A 14,472-nucleotide genomic window follows, 5' to 3' on the forward strand; every position below is an offset into this window, starting at 1 on the left:
TAATCTTAGTGTACCTGATTATTTAACCGAGTTCTAGACTTATCAATCTTTATTTTTTACTAATTTCAATTTGATGCAATCACAACTTAATGATTCCGACTATCTACTATTTGCTTTAGATTTCTTGTAGATCTCCTCATTAGTCCTTTACATTGAAAACGGTCTCCGCTAAAGTTAACTTGTAAAAGCGATTTCATTTTATAAAGGGAGCGTGTAGTATGACGAAGTTTTTCTGGGGAAATTCCGTTTCAAGTATGCAGACTGAAGGTGGATGGAACGAAGGGGGCAAATCGCCTTCTGTCTACGATATTCGCGAAGCTACTGAAGATTCTAGTGACTGGAAATTTGCAAACGATAATTACCACAACTTTGAAGAAGATCTAGATTTGATTCAGGATTTGGGCATGAATATGTACCGATTCCAGATTTCCTGGTCTCGTGTAATGAAAGATGGAGATGGTGCTGTCAACGAAGAAGGTATCGCTTATTATGAACGATTCATTGATGGATTAATCGAAAGAGGCATTGAACCGATGATCTGTCTGTATCACTTTGATATGCCCTTGCATCTTGCCGAGAAGTATAATGGTCTGGTTTCTAAAGAAGTTCTTGGTGCCTTCATTCGCTATGGTAAGGAAATGATTGACCGTTTCGCAAACAAAGTTAAATACTGGATTGTCTTCAATGAACAGAACCTTTATCATGTGCCTGCTGCTTTTAGAATCGGCGGCTATCTAGAAGGCGATGAAACGACCGATGAATTATACCAGATTCTCCACAATGTGATGGTTGCGCATGCTTCAATCGCTAACTATCTACACGAAAAATCGGATGCTCAAATCGGTGGTATGTTAGCCTACAGTGAAGTGTATCCCGCTACTAGCAAGCCAGAAGATATTCTCGTAGCGAGAAAACACGATGAATTCGTCAACTACACGCTTCTTGATGCTTATACTAAAGGTACCTATTCAAAAGAAATGATGCATTATGTTGAACAAAATCAGATTGATATGAATATTCTACCAGGAGAATTAGAAACCATCAAAGCTCAAAAAAACGATTTTATCAGCTTTAGCTACTACGCTTCTTCCACAATCAGCGCAGAAAAGATTCCAGAACATACCGTACCCAATCTTTATCTGAATCATGGCGGCGTTGAGAATCCTCACTTGGATAAAACAGAATGGAACTGGCAGATCGACCCACTGGGCTTCAGAGATGTTATGAACAAACTCTATCAACGTTATCAGTTACCTATCTTTCCGATAGAAAACGGGATTGGTGTAAAAGAAGAATGGGATGGTCAAAATCCAATTGATGACTCCTACCGGATCGATTATCATAAACAGCATTTACTTGCGATGTATGATGCAATCAACATTGATGGCGTAGAAGTCATGGGCTATCTTGGCTGGGGGCTGATAGACATTCTCAGCTCGCAGGGAGATATGCGCAAACGCTACGGACTCGTCTACGTCAACCGTGACAATCACGACCTGAAAGATATGAAGAGAGTCCCTAAAAAAAGTTACCATTGGTTCAAAGAAGTCATTAAAACAAACGGCCAGTCTTTAACCAAAGAGTAAATCAATAAAAACGTCTTCTCACTCATTTGAGAAGACGTTTTTTTCGTTATCGTTAATCCGTTCATAATGGTCCATTGCATAGTCTCTTCCATCAAAGCGATGCGCCTTTTCTTCTCGATACTGAAAGGTAAATCCTACTTTTTCATAGACATGTCGTGCTCTATCATTAAATTCCAATACGCCGAGTACGATTTTTCTGATTGGTAAATTGATTGAAGCATACTCTAAAAACAGCTCGATTGATTTAGACCCGATTTTCTTTGAAGTATGATGCGTATCCATTAGTACTCTGAAATTCGCTTCAGATTTCTTTTGATCATATTCGTTCAAAACCAATTCCCCAATAACGACTCCCTTGTACTCAATCGCCAGATCAAGCCGATTTTTGGCAGTGGACAAAGAACCATACCATTGCTCAATTTCTTTGGCATCGAACGTTGGATTTTCTGCCTCTTCCCTGCTTTCTACGCTTCCTGTGAGGAACAACACTTCAGGAATTTTGAGAATCTCAAGCATACGCCCACCATCTTCTCTTCTAAAAGGACGTAAAACCAGATCTCCTTCGGTCAATGTCGGCTTATGTAAAAAAGGGTCCATACAATTCTTCTCCATTCTCATGTACTCTATTTGTGTATACAGGACATCAGTCTGTTAACCAGCTAAAAGCTCGTCTCAACTCAGCTGTTCCATTTTTTTCATACCAGCGGCCATGTGCCAAAATGATTTTATCTGGATGCCAACTTAACATACGCTGAAAACATTCCCTGGCTTGTTGTTTTTGTCCTAAGAAAGTCAGTCTCATATCTATAGGTGTTTGCCCATTTGGATCCGAAATTCCAGCAAGTTTATGCACACATCTCCAGAAAGGATTTGTTGTGTATTCTGGTTCAAAGTTTTCAATTAAGTCTGCTAAGATCAACGTTTGGCTAGTTTTATGAAAAAAGACTACTTCCTCTATTACATGGCTCCCTTTGAAAATCAATTGATCGATTTCCTTACGCCATTCTACTGGTGGATCATCTTTTAAAGCTCGGTTGAATTTTATAGCTATCTTTTGGCTAGCTGCTCGTTTTTCTACGCCTGGACTTGACCAGGCAGTGGCCTCAGGATACTGTATTTTCCACTCTTCAATAAAAGCGTAGTGAATTTTATTAGGTGAAACCAGATGACGAACGTTTCCTATTTTATCGATTTCTTTGAACAAATCTGCGCTCGGTTGAATCGGTGAATGACACCACAGCGACTGATCCGCAAGTTTAATGATGGTCATTCTAGTTGAAAAAGGAATGCCTACTGATAAGACATTCATATGAATCACTTCCCCATCGACAATCCAGATATCCTCTGCTACTTTTTTCAAAGTATTGAGTGGCTCATATACCGGAATACTCATATTGCTCCCCCTTCAATCTATGCACAATCATTTATGGTGTATTCACAAAGTTATAAAGCAAGAAGCCAACAAATCCCAGAATCAAGATGATCACTAAAATAAATAGTAAGGAAAACACCCCAAAACAGGAATACCCTTTACCTTTATACAGTTGTTTTTCATTTTCTTCTTCAAACGAATCACGCATCTCAGATTTCTCCTCTCAATTACACCACTTTTTATTAGAATACGGTATACTAGACTAGCGCACAAATCAAACTTACGAGTTGTTCTTATGCACTTAAATGAATTCATGTACCAGCCTTTTTCCAATTCAGAAATTTATCCGCTCCTCTTTTATAAATGAGAAATTAGGATCTGATGAACGCAGGTTTAGAATTTCCAATAATATAAAACAGTAGAATCTAAGAAACAATCTTCACACTTATTATAGTGATTTATTTGGTTACAAACCACAAATAGCGAAACTGATTTCACAAATATATTGGGAATCTTTTCTTATAAAAGCAGATACGATTCTGTATTCATTCAATTTATAATCTCTTAAGGAGCGTTTTACTTGGAAAGGAAGTAACACTATTGAAAAAATTTCTAACCCTGACCGCATCGGCCATCATTCTTTTAGGACTTTTATGGTCTGGTCGATATTATTTTCAGATGTCTACGAGCAATTCATCTGAACTATTCGTCGCTACTGACGGCAGTGACGAGAATCCAGGAACAATTGGCGAACCGCTAAGAACTTTAGAAGCAGCCGCTGATCAAGCTGTTCCCGGAACAACTGTGTCCATTCGAGGAGGCATCTACTTTGAATCTCTTATCGTTCAACACGATGGTACTGCCTCAGATCCGATTGTATTTCAAGCATACTCAGACGAAAAGGTTCATTTAAGTGGTGAACAATTTGAAGATACCCCTGATGATCGTGCATTAGTTGAAATTGATGGATATGATCATATCTCGATAAAAGGACTGACACTTAAAAATCTATCCACAGGTCTTCCTGACAAAACGGTGATAGGCATGCTAGTAACTGGACACAGTCAATATATTGAACTCACTAATAATTGGATTGAAAATATCGGAACGACTGCACTTGAAGGAAACGCGCATGGGATCGCTGTATACGGCAACGTACCTATTCAAGAGATTACTATTCATAAAAACACTTTAACCAATCTTAAACTCGGATTGAGCGAAGCACTCGTTGTTAATGGAAACGTCAGCGACTTTTCCATTAAAGAAAACCATATCTATGAAACAGATAATATCGCTATCGACGCTATCGGATATGAAGGTGTTGCAGATAATGGTAATGAAGATTATGCTCGAAACGGTGTCATCAGTGAAAATACGGTTCATAACAATTCTAGTTATCATAATCCCAGTTACGAAAACGATTATAGCGCTGGCGGAATTTATATAGACGGTGGGCAAGATATTACAATTGAAAACAATACCGTTTACCAAAATGATATCGGTATCGAAGCGACTTCAGAACACAAGGATCGATCAGCCAATCAGATAAAAATCTTGAACAATAACGTTTACGAGAATACTTATGCAGGCATTTCCATTGGTGGTTATGATGCGGATAGAGGTGGAACAACCCATTCACTGATCTCTGGAAATACATTGACTGATAATGATACGATTGGTCTTGAAGGTGGACAGATCTTATTTCAGTACTATTCTGATTCAAATATAATCGAGTCCAATGATCTGACAGCCTCTCCTTCTGGTTTGTTTATCAGTCATGAATATACAGGAAATACAGATACAATTTTTGAAGACAATCACTATCGCCTTGGTCATAACACCCGCCCTAGATGGTTGTGGAATAATAGAGAAGTTTACTCATTAGAAGACTTCCAAAAACTCACGAACAGCCAGAACGAATCATTCGTTCCATAATATTGACTAAAATGCTTTGAAAGAAGGTATATCCATGAGTGGAAAAAGAAAAGTCGTTTTATTTATCGCTACCAGTTTGGATGGGTTCATCGCTACCAAAGATGAAACATTGGAATGGTTATTTGATGTTGAAGGAGAAGGCGATAATGGTTATTCAGCCTTTTACGATAAGATTGATACCATTTTAATGGGCAAAAAGACCTATGATTGGATTATGAATGATGACCAAATTATCGAATATCCTTATAAAGATAAGAAAAGTTTCGTTTTCTCAAAAAGTGTTCGTAAAAATACGGATGATGTTCAATTTATAAAAGAAGATATTCCACAATTTATAAGTGAGCTTAAAAAAAGAGATGGTAAAACTATCTGGTTAGTTGGTGGCGGACAACTCTTTTCTTATTTTCTGGAAAACAAACTTGTCGACGAACTTTATTTAACAGTCGCTCCAAAAATCATTGGTAGAGGTATTCCACTCTTCAACTCTGGTTCTTATCATGCAGACCTTAAATTAATTGGCACGCAGACGTTCAATCAATTTGTCGAATTACATTACAAAGTTTTATAAACTAAGTTGTTGAAAAAAGCTTTCTATATCCTAGGAAGCTTTTTTAATAGAACTTAAAGTGATATTCTTACTGATATTCAAACTAAATTGTGTTACAGTTTTCTTCGTAAGTATCATTTGATCCGCTTTCAAAACATTTCTTATAGGAGTTTTTATGTATTCATTACTTTTACTCGTTATTTATATCGCCTTCATCAGTTTAGGATTACCTGACTCGCTACTCGGTTCAGCATGGCCAGTCATGCAAGGAGATCTCAATGTCCCCGTCTCCTATGCTGGACTGATTACTATGACGATAGCTGGCGGAACGATTATTTCCAGTTTGCTATCAGATAAACTAACTAAGAGACTCGGTACTGGTCTGGTAACATTTTTGAGCGTTTTAACTACAGCGGTTGCTCTTTTTGGTTTTTCAATTTCAAGTTCGTTCATTTCTTTAATTTTTTGGGCCATCCCTTATGGTCTCGGTGCAGGTGCTGTTGATGCGGCTTTAAACAACTATGTCGCACTCTATTATGGGCCAAGGCATATGAACTGGCTTCACTGTTTCTGGGGAGTTGGTGCTTCTGTTAGTCCTTATATTATGGGTTTTTATTTAACAAGAGGTGCTAGCTGGTCTAGCGGATATCAGACTGTGGGCGTTATTCAAGTTGTCATTTCTCTTGTTCTACTATTTAGCTTACCTTTGTGGAAAGGTGGATCCAAAAGTATCGAGGACTCTGAAATTGCAGAATCCAAATCATTGACCTTCAAACAAATTTTCAGACTAAGTGGCATCGTCCCCCTTTTGATTGCTTTTTTTGCATATCAAGCCATTGAACAAACGACAGGATTATGGGCGAGTACCTACCTTGTTGAAGCTAGATCCGTTGATCCTGAAACGGCAGCTCAATTCGCCTCGTTCTTCTTTTTAGGAATCACCTTTGGTCGATTTGTCTGTGGATTTATAGCCAATCATTTGGGAGATAAAAAGTTGATCAGAATTGGAACAGGCATTTTATTCGTTGGCATTCTTTTACTATTCATTCCTACAACTTACACTGGCTTTGCTCTTTCAGGTCTCGTCATTATCGGAATCGGCTGTGCTCCGATTTATCCATCGGTCATTCATAGTACGCCGGCAAACTTTGGAAAAGCGTATTCTCAATCCATTATCGGTATTCAAATGGCGGTGGCTTATTTTGGAACAACCTTCATGCCACCATTATTCGGGTGGATTGCTTCAATCTTGAGTATTCAATTATATCCCGTTTACCTCTGCTTCTTCACGATTGTTATGTTCATCTACAACGAACGACTGAATACGATCGTAAAAAACCGTTCACTCAAAATAACGAGCGAATAGATAAAAAAACTAGTAAGAAAATCTGCAGGAATCGCAGTCTTTCTCACTAGTTTTTTGTGTTTCATCCTTTTCTGGTGAACTTTACTTGTATTTCCGTAATAAACGCCTCAGGATTTTCATGAACACTTTGATGGATCGGAAATTCATAGAAGTAGCCCGTTAGTTCATACTCGTTATCCGAAACATATTTCAAGATGTCATCGTACGCCTTGTATAAATCTGTCTCTGCGCCGTTATAAAGCATACTGAGATAAGTTCCAGCAGGTTTGATAAATGCTCCTTGCGTTATCTGATCTTTCTCTAAATAAAGATAGTCGTAGTGTTCATCTTTACTATCTTTCATTTTTTTAAGACTGTGAATCATATAGCCGTAACGATTATTGGTAAACAGATATTTCCCTTCATCATGTAGTAACTGAAACCCAGCATTAACCGTTGTTAGAAAATCATCTGTTTCCAGTACTTCACTCAATACCAGGTACTCTTCTTGTAATTTGATTTCTTCAATATCGAAAAAGCCTCTTCCAGTCATCTTGATCTGTTTTAATTTTCTAGTGGCTAATTGTCTGATTTCCTTTAAGGATTCAATTTGCTTATCTAATTCATCAATCTTACTTTCAAGAATCGTTTTAGAATGGGAGATATCTCCATCAATAATCTTTTTGATATCCTCCAAAGGAATCTCTAGTTCTTTCAATGACAAAATTACAGCTAGGTCCATGGACTTCTCAACGGAATAGTATCGATAACCATTATCGTCCTTGAAGTCGGGAGAAAACAGTCCAATCTCATCATAGTAATGCAACGTTCGCTTATTGATTCCTAAAAGATCCGCTAACTCTGAAATTTTAAACCTGTATTTTTTCATCTTTTTCCCCCTTGACCTTACAGTAACTGTAGCGTTTATACTTATAGTAATAAAAAAAATAGGATTAAGAAAGGTGTTAACATGAAAAACGTTATCTATAGAACATTTAAAAAAGGAGATATTCCGTCACTAGTTTCTATTCTGATCAAAAACTGGAAGTTTGATCAAATCTTGTCTGAGAAGAACGCGTACCATATGGGTATTCTTTTCCTGAATTTCGAACTAGCCAAATCATCTTACACAGAAGTTGCTGAAGTCGATGGAGAAGTCGTTGGTATGCTTGCAAGTAGTTTTGGTAGAGTCCCTCTAATTAAAAGACTTTATCTACTCAACGGATTGGTGCACGGCCTATCTCTACTATTATCTAAAGAAGGTCGAGCTAGCCTAAGGATTCAAAGAGAGATTCTTTCAAAAGATCAGCAGCTATTCAATCAATTAGACGAAACCTTTGAAGGCGAAGTTACCCTTTTTGCTGTTGGAGAAAAAGCACAAGGCTTAGGAATCGGTTCTGGACTATTCAATCGTTTCCTAAATCAGATGAAAAAACGAAACCTTGATCATTTCTTCCTTTATACAGATACAAGTTGTAATTACGGCTTTTATGATCATAAGGGTCTAGAAAGAGTTGCAGAAAAAGCATACTCTATTAAAGCTTCTACTAACTTTGATATGACTTCATTTATTTATTCAGGAAACAGAACAAAACTTGAAGCATCATTCGATAAATAAAAAAGTTCAATACGTCAACTATACAAGCTCTACCAGTACTCTTAGCGAACCTAAGTATTGGTAGAGCTTTCATGTTTATACATATAGGCATTTCCAATCTTATTTTTATAACCCGTACTATTTTTCAAATATGAATTCAAAAATCCAGGGTATTCTTTAGTGAAAGATAGAGTTGGGCATGTTAATATAGATTAGATGAAGATTTATAGAAAATCACTCACGAGGAGAGGAACGTCACTGTCAATCAATGGTTACTATCCTTGTAGCGATTGAACCGACTTATCTCCTCTCACCGCAAATCAAGAAAGGATCGGTTGGAAATGGATCAAGAAAAAGATACGAAAAAGAAACCTGAAAGAAAGAAACCGGAAAGAAAGAAGAGACCGCCAAGAGAGCAAACAGAATTTGAAAAGAAACTCGAATCTGAACGTCTTCTAGCCAAGAAACTTCGTAAAGAAGAAGTAGAAGCGCGCAAAGATGCAATCAAGAACAGAGAACGATTCAAAGGTCTTCAAATCAGACCGACTGTTTCTTTATTTGATAAAGAAGGTCGAGAAGAAGTCGGAGAAAGAAACTGGAAAGGCTATGGATTCGATATCCATCCTGAAGTTACAATTCCCTCAGCAATCATACTCACTATTTTTATTGCAATAACGCTATTATTCCCTCAACGGGCTGAAACATTTTTTGTAAGTACGTTGGATGTTATTTCCAGTACCACTGGATGGTTTATGATTTTCGCGGCTAATATTTTCATTGTTGCAGGGTTGTACTTTGCATTCAGTCGTTACGGATCTATCGTCATTGGTGGAAAAACAGCAAAACCAGAGTTTTCGCGTTTTGCCTGGTACGCCATGTTATTAAGTGCCGGTATGGGGATTGGATTACTGTTCTGGAGTGTTGCAGAACCGATCAATCACTTGGGTAACCCTTCTCCAATGTTCGACTCTGTGGCTCCGAATTCGCCTGGTGCTGCACAATCAGCTATGGCTTCCACATTCTTCCACTGGGGTGTCCACCCTTGGGCGATTTACGCTGTCGTTGGACTCGGACTAGCCTTCTTTTCTTACAATAAAGGTTTACCATTAACGATTCGATCACTTTTCTATCCGTTGATTGGAAATAAAATCTACGGAATCTGGGGAAATATCATCGATATCCTTTCAGTACTTGCTACATTGATGGGACTCGCAACATCACTTGGCCTCGGTGTTTCTCAAGTTAATGCTGGTCTAAACAATTTGTTTGGCATTACGATCAGTACAACCGTTCAAGTTATTCTAATTGTTGTCATTACTGGTTTTGCCACAATCTCTGTTGTTATGGGATTAGATGGTGGTGTTAAGCGTCTAAGCGAAATCAATATGGTTCTAGCTGGTGTTTTCTTGCTATTCGTATTGATCACAGGTCCCACTGTTTATATCTTAAGTGGGTTCACTCAAAACATTGGCTACTTCGCGGCGAACTTTATCGAAATGAGTACTTGGACCGAAACATTCAGGGACAGTAACTGGCAAAGTACCTGGACGATATTCTACTGGTCATGGTGGATTTCATGGTCACCATTTGTTGGTATGTTTATCGCACGTGTTTCAAAAGGACGTACGGTTAAAGAATTTATTGTTGGGGTTGTTTTGATTCCAACGGCCATCTCATTCATCTGGATGAGCGTATTCGGTGGAACAGCTATCTTCCAAGAAATGAACGGTATCGCTGATCTAGCATCAGCTGTTGCTATTGATGAGTCACTTGCCCTATTCGCAATGGTTGAAAGCTTGCCTTTCTCTCAAATCTTGTCATTCGTCGGAGTTGTACTAGTTATTGTGTTCTTCGTTACTTCCGCAGATTCTGGTTCATTAGTTGTCGATCACTTAACTTCTGGTGGGAAATTGGACTCTCCAATTCCGCAACGTATCTTTTGGACAGCTATTTCCGGGATCATCGCAGCAACATTACTTGTTGGGGGTGGATTATCTGCCCTACAAACAGCTTCCGTAATTACCGGCTTGCCGTTCACCTTTATCCTGCTCGCAATGATCTATTCACTCTATTTAGGTTTAAGACAGGAATTCTTGATTGAACGAGCAGTTAACCAAAAACTACAAAGAGTTACAGATGATCATATTATTGGCGAAGTTATTCAAACGAGAGTTCAAGATGAAGCACTCGTAGAAGCTGTTGCTGAAAAATTAGCTGAAGAAGAGCGATCTAAATCAGGAAAATCATCCGTTACTGTTAGTGAGAAATAACAAGAAGATTTAAATAAAGATCAATAAAAAACTAAAATACCAGAAGTCAGCTTAACGGCTAACTTCTGGTATTTTTTTGTCTTCAATCCTTGAATGACTCAATTATTTCACCTTGTAGATATACTCAAACTTGAAAAAATACCGATTAATATATATAAAATAGGACTATCAAACGTTAAATAAAAGTCTATATTGAACGGAATTAACGGAAAAACTACGAAAAAGAATTGAATCATCAGTAATATGTAAAGCAAAATCAGAATAGCGAATAGGCATCTGGCAAAACGTATGTAGCCAGTGGGCAGTGTAAGAAACGGCCTCAATATGATGATTCTAGTTATGACAGCGAATAGAGCGGTATAAAAAACTGGACGAGCAATCAGAAAGTAGATAAAAGAGTACCTCAATATAAAATGCATTGCACTATATTCCTTTAGAAAAAATGCATACGCACCGATATAAATCAGGCTAATCGCAACGAGTGTTAGCCCAATCGTGAAGTATACTTTATTGTCCAAACTGTTTTTTCTCATAATTTCACTCCTTTAAGTACTTTTTAATAGAAAATCACCTAATGGGTTGGTCTTATCGTATAAGTAACTGATTAAAAATACAAGCTTACATTAAAAATGAAAAGCAATCGTATCGTTGACTACTAAAATTGTTTAGTACTGTGATACAAGTTCTTTGTCTAATTCAATTTTCAATTCTTAGTTCAAAGTGATAAAATGTTCTTTTACGAAGAAAAAAGGAGTAGTATATGAAAAGTATTTATTTATATGGTTTGAAATATGAACTAAAATCTATAAAGACTATTGTCGTAAGCTTAGTATTTACTGGTCTATCCTTTCTAATAGCCAATTTTTCACCTTCACTTACTATTGCAATAAATAATAATGGTGTTTCACCAGCCATAGATACGCTTTTTGTTCTATACATGTTCTTAGGATTTTTGTTCTCATCTATTTTATTTGGAGGCATTATCTCTAGAGAAATTGAAACGGAGACAATTCGCTACATATCTCCCTATCTTTCCAGAAAAAAAATTTACTTGGCAAAGTATCTCGTCACACTCACTTATTTCGCTTTAATGATTGTTTTTTCATTAACAATATTATTTGTAAGCCGCGGTGCTATCGTTATTCCTTTGGCTAGTTTAGCTAATATACTAGTATTTTTCTTGTATACTCTAGCGCTCGTACTACTCATTTCTACTGTTAGTAGAAATGAAAGAACAGCCACGCTGATCGGCATTGTATTGAGCCTCTTATTTCCAATCATTTTTACTTACACATTTTTCAAAGATTATACTTTACTAAATATTTTAAACTGGCTTTTACCATTTAGATATTTGAATAGTGGTTGGGAGATTCTTATTTTATTATTATTAGCCATCTTAGTGTACATATTAGGTGCAACGTTATTTGAAAGGAAATCATTATAATTATGATAGAATGCACATCGATTACTAAAACATTTAACCGAAGAATAATCGTTTCGAGTATTTCACTTAAGGTGCATAACGGGCAAATCACGTCGTTAGTCGGAAGTAATGGAGCTGGTAAATCAACAATTATCGGTGCTATAGCTGGTTATTATCCCCCTGATTCTGGTGAAATAAAAAAAGGTTCGATTTCCATCATGCCCGATGCGAATACAATGTACGAAGACTTTACAGGAAAAGAATTTTTAAAATTCATAAGTTCACTAAAATCTGTATCAATTGATCAAGCGTTAGAATTATCTGAAACATTGAGCCTTTCCCAAGATTTGAAAAAGAAAATCAGTGGCTATTCTTTTGGGATGAAAAAGAAGTTGAGTTTCATCCAGGCTTGTATAGGAAAATATGATACCTATATTCTTGACGAACCCACTTCTGGCGTAGATGAACCCTCAGCAATCATCATGTTAGAAGTCATTGAACAACTTAAAGCAGATGGAGCTGGTATTCTATTAACATCGCATAACTTGGACGAACTAGAAAGAGTATCTGACTACGTCTACATTTTGGATAAAGGTAAGATAGTGAACCACGGATCTGTTTCTGAGATAACTTATGGTAACGAAACAGCTAAATACTATTCATATCTATTGAAGTCATCTGAAGCCAAGAAAATCTGTGCAGTTCTTTCAAATGTTTTTCAGAATGAAATACAACTAAAGAGCAGTTCAGAAATAATGTTAGAAGTTAAAGACGAAGTTGATCTTACAGCTATTCTTTCCTGTATTATAGAAAATAAGCTACTGATTTCTGAAATTTATTTAGCAAAAAAATCGTTGAGAGAAAGTGTTTATCATTGATTTTAAGAAATAGTCAATTCAAACAGAAAGGAAGAACCGCTATACTCAGCGATTCTTCCTTTTGATGTATCTAATTACCTACTTTAAAACTCTTCGTCCCATTCAGGCTGCGTTTCTTCAACAACGTAATGACTTTCTCCACGAACTTCTTCGTAGAAAAGAGCAGCTGCGACATTGTAGCGAGGAATATTTCTAATAGCTAGGACAAGCGGACCTATTACTGCAATAATGAACATTACTAGGGCAGCAAAGGAAATAAAAATTGCAGTGCCCCCTTCATATGCGCCATCAGGCAAGAAGGCTGTGCCAACTATCGCAACAAACAATGCCAGTATATACAATAAGGCCGGCGGTAATGCGTAAGTTAAAAAAAGGAAGAATAGAGATTTCTTGTGTCCATCCATCATTCTACGACTTTCTGTAATCGCATCAATGGGTCTAATAGACGCATCGTCTTTCATAATATAAGGTGTCATGGCATAGGAATACTGCTTGATGATACCAGGTATCGTAAACAACAATGCCCAGAGAAAGATAAAGACTTGAACGAGCAAAGAACCTACGAAATAACGTATACCATTATTTCTGATTTCACCAATCACATATTCTCTAATAGATGTTTCTTCGTCTCGCACAAGTTTCAAATGAATACTAGCTACTAGAAAAGGAACGATTCCAGCGATTAAACCAATTAAAATTGCAATTGTATAGGCCGAAATAAAACTTTCAAATAAAATAGGGATAATAATTGCACTAAGCATCACTACATATATAAGAATCGGTGGTACGATGACCGAACCGTATGTAATCAAGCGGTTCTTTTTCACAATTTCATTTGCTTTGCTTCTGATTATTTTTGTATCGATAAGTTATCACTCCTAGATTTTTTATTGAAACAACTACTACTTTGGTAGTATCACTCACATAGACCAAATTTTCAATCCTATCTTTCTCATTAGTTGATTATGCGTGTTTTATCATTTTAATAGACTGTCTAAATAGTCGATCACCAAATATTTTTTCAAGTTCATCATGTGTCCAGTTCTTTACAGTGTGTGTTCTAAGATGGTATGGTTCATATTCGCCTTCCCATATTTTCCACAGTTCAAAGGATTGATTTTGATTCTCTAAGTATCCTATGAATTCACTGTAAAATCGTTCTTTATTATTGATTCTAATTTCGTAGTAATATCTTTTTTTCGTGTATTTAACTATGACTTGAGGATCAGCATCTTCAAGAACACTGAATGCTGGTTGGCCTTCATCAAATAAATCATCGATAAGGAAAAACAACTTTTCATGGCGGTCGATTTGACTTAAATCAATTGCCCAATTTGCAAACTGCTTTTTCAAGTCTTTTTTAGTGATCCCTTTCTTCTCGAGTTCGCTTATTGAGTATGAAATTGTATCTTCCACTTGCTCCTCGAAAGAAAAATCAGATACTAGATAGAATACGATGGACACAAGATAACCTCCTTTATATACTCTTATTTTACACTTCTTCAGAGAAAAAGAACCC

The 14,472-nt window shown here is 36.9% G+C and carries 15 protein-coding genes; 8 read left to right on the forward strand and 7 right to left on the reverse strand.

From position 1 onward, the window contains the following. The first annotated feature begins 218 nt into the window (after positions 1-218). Entirely contained in the window at positions 219-1,586 is a 1,368-nt protein-coding gene (locus VXN63_RS05875) for a glycoside hydrolase family 1 protein (RefSeq protein ID WP_327757063.1), read from the forward strand. An 18-nt stretch (positions 1,587-1,604) separates the two neighbouring features. On the opposite strand, the gene VXN63_RS05880 is transcribed toward VXN63_RS05875, so the two are convergent. The 3 genes from VXN63_RS05880 to VXN63_RS05890 are packed head-to-tail and all read right to left on the reverse strand — an operon-like array spanning position 1,605 to position 3,166. Beyond that, positions 1,605-2,183: a GNAT family N-acetyltransferase gene (locus tag VXN63_RS05880; protein ID WP_327757064.1), complete on the reverse strand. Its 579-nt coding sequence runs from the start codon at positions 2,181-2,183 to the stop codon at positions 1,605-1,607. Positions 2,184-2,229: 46 nt separating this feature from the next. Next, positions 2,230-2,979, reverse strand: a complete 750-nt coding sequence (locus VXN63_RS05885) for a DUF4336 domain-containing protein (protein ID WP_327757065.1) — start codon at positions 2,977-2,979, stop codon at positions 2,230-2,232. A gap of 31 nt (positions 2,980-3,010) precedes the next feature. Next, a complete protein-coding gene (locus VXN63_RS05890) occupies positions 3,011-3,166 on the reverse strand; it encodes a hypothetical protein (protein WP_327757067.1) in 156 nt (51 codons plus the stop codon). A gap of 392 nt (positions 3,167-3,558) precedes the next feature. On the opposite strand from VXN63_RS05890, the gene VXN63_RS05895 reads away from it, so the two are divergent. From VXN63_RS05895 to VXN63_RS05905, 3 genes are all read left to right on the forward strand, one after another. Next, on the forward strand, positions 3,559-4,893 hold the full coding sequence (locus tag VXN63_RS05895; protein ID WP_327757069.1) for a hypothetical protein: 1,335 nt from the start codon (positions 3,559-3,561) through the stop codon (positions 4,891-4,893). 34 nt (positions 4,894-4,927) lie between these two features. Then, complete coding sequence (locus VXN63_RS05900; protein WP_327757070.1) at positions 4,928-5,461, forward strand: dihydrofolate reductase family protein; 534 nt, start codon at positions 4,928-4,930, stop codon at positions 5,459-5,461. Between the two features lie 154 nt (positions 5,462-5,615). After that, positions 5,616-6,806, forward strand: coding sequence for an MFS transporter (locus VXN63_RS05905; RefSeq protein ID WP_327757072.1), 1,191 nt, complete (start codon positions 5,616-5,618; stop codon positions 6,804-6,806). 61 nt (positions 6,807-6,867) lie between these two features. Here the strand turns inward: VXN63_RS05905 and VXN63_RS05910 are convergent, their stop codons facing one another. After that, the gene (locus VXN63_RS05910; protein ID WP_327757073.1) at positions 6,868-7,674 is read right to left on the reverse strand and encodes a MerR family transcriptional regulator; all 807 of its coding nucleotides are present in this window, start codon (positions 7,672-7,674) and stop codon (positions 6,868-6,870) included. Positions 7,675-7,755: 81 nt separating this feature from the next. On the opposite strand from VXN63_RS05910, the gene VXN63_RS05915 reads away from it, so the two are divergent. After that, the gene (locus VXN63_RS05915) at positions 7,756-8,403 is read left to right on the forward strand and encodes a GNAT family N-acetyltransferase (protein WP_327757074.1); all 648 of its coding nucleotides are present in this window, start codon (positions 7,756-7,758) and stop codon (positions 8,401-8,403) included. 320 nt (positions 8,404-8,723) lie between these two features. Further along, complete coding sequence (locus VXN63_RS05920; protein ID WP_327757076.1) at positions 8,724-10,652, forward strand: BCCT family transporter; 1,929 nt, start codon at positions 8,724-8,726, stop codon at positions 10,650-10,652. Between the two features lie 107 nt (positions 10,653-10,759). On the opposite strand, the gene VXN63_RS05925 is transcribed toward VXN63_RS05920, so the two are convergent. Further along, complete coding sequence (locus VXN63_RS05925; protein WP_327757077.1) at positions 10,760-11,185, reverse strand: hypothetical protein; 426 nt, start codon at positions 11,183-11,185, stop codon at positions 10,760-10,762. Between the two features lie 227 nt (positions 11,186-11,412). Between VXN63_RS05925 and VXN63_RS05930 the strand changes: the two genes are divergently transcribed. Beyond that, positions 11,413-12,096 (forward strand): ABC transporter permease, encoded by a 684-nt coding sequence (locus tag VXN63_RS05930; protein ID WP_327757078.1) that lies wholly within the window; start codon positions 11,413-11,415, stop codon positions 12,094-12,096. 2 nt (positions 12,097-12,098) lie between these two features. Continuing rightward, the gene (locus VXN63_RS05935) at positions 12,099-12,953 is read left to right on the forward strand and encodes an ABC transporter ATP-binding protein (RefSeq protein ID WP_327757079.1); all 855 of its coding nucleotides are present in this window, start codon (positions 12,099-12,101) and stop codon (positions 12,951-12,953) included. A gap of 83 nt (positions 12,954-13,036) precedes the next feature. Here the strand turns inward: VXN63_RS05935 and VXN63_RS05940 are convergent, their stop codons facing one another. Together VXN63_RS05940 and VXN63_RS05945 are read right to left on the reverse strand one after the other, a co-directional pair. Further along, on the reverse strand, positions 13,037-13,780 hold the full coding sequence (locus VXN63_RS05940; protein ID WP_327757080.1) for a DUF975 family protein: 744 nt from the start codon (positions 13,778-13,780) through the stop codon (positions 13,037-13,039). A gap of 136 nt (positions 13,781-13,916) precedes the next feature. Then, a complete protein-coding gene (locus VXN63_RS05945; protein WP_327757081.1) occupies positions 13,917-14,417 on the reverse strand; it encodes a hypothetical protein in 501 nt (166 codons plus the stop codon). Positions 14,418-14,472: the final 55 nt, after the last annotated feature.

It is taken from the genome of Marinilactibacillus sp. XAAS-LB27 (assembly GCF_036039175.1).
In the GTDB taxonomy this organism is placed as follows: Bacteria; Bacillota; Bacilli; order Lactobacillales; family Carnobacteriaceae_A; genus Marinilactibacillus.

What these genes read in the sequence shown, in the direction of transcription:
- VXN63_RS05875 (WP_327757063.1), top strand. Translation starts at nt 219, where the DNA reads ATGACGAAGTTTTTCTGGGGAAATTCCGTTTCAAGTATGCAGACTGAA.
- VXN63_RS05925 (WP_327757077.1), bottom strand. Translation starts at nt 11,185, where the DNA reads ATGAGAAAAAACAGTTTGGACAATAAAGTATACTTCACGATTGGGCTA.
- VXN63_RS05910 (WP_327757073.1), bottom strand. Translation starts at nt 7,674, where the DNA reads ATGAAAAAATACAGGTTTAAAATTTCAGAGTTAGCGGATCTTTTAGGA.
- VXN63_RS05900 (WP_327757070.1), top strand. Translation starts at nt 4,928, where the DNA reads ATGAGTGGAAAAAGAAAAGTCGTTTTATTTATCGCTACCAGTTTGGAT.
- VXN63_RS05890 (WP_327757067.1), bottom strand. Translation starts at nt 3,166, where the DNA reads ATGCGTGATTCGTTTGAAGAAGAAAATGAAAAACAACTGTATAAAGGT.
- VXN63_RS05920 (WP_327757076.1), top strand. Translation starts at nt 8,724, where the DNA reads ATGGATCAAGAAAAAGATACGAAAAAGAAACCTGAAAGAAAGAAACCG.
- VXN63_RS05930 (WP_327757078.1), top strand. Translation starts at nt 11,413, where the DNA reads ATGAAAAGTATTTATTTATATGGTTTGAAATATGAACTAAAATCTATA.
- VXN63_RS05885 (WP_327757065.1), bottom strand. Translation starts at nt 2,979, where the DNA reads ATGAGTATTCCGGTATATGAGCCACTCAATACTTTGAAAAAAGTAGCA.
- VXN63_RS05915 (WP_327757074.1), top strand. Translation starts at nt 7,756, where the DNA reads ATGAAAAACGTTATCTATAGAACATTTAAAAAAGGAGATATTCCGTCA.
- VXN63_RS05880 (WP_327757064.1), bottom strand. Translation starts at nt 2,183, where the DNA reads ATGGACCCTTTTTTACATAAGCCGACATTGACCGAAGGAGATCTGGTT.
- VXN63_RS05905 (WP_327757072.1), top strand. Translation starts at nt 5,616, where the DNA reads ATGTATTCATTACTTTTACTCGTTATTTATATCGCCTTCATCAGTTTA.
- VXN63_RS05935 (WP_327757079.1), top strand. Translation starts at nt 12,099, where the DNA reads ATGATAGAATGCACATCGATTACTAAAACATTTAACCGAAGAATAATC.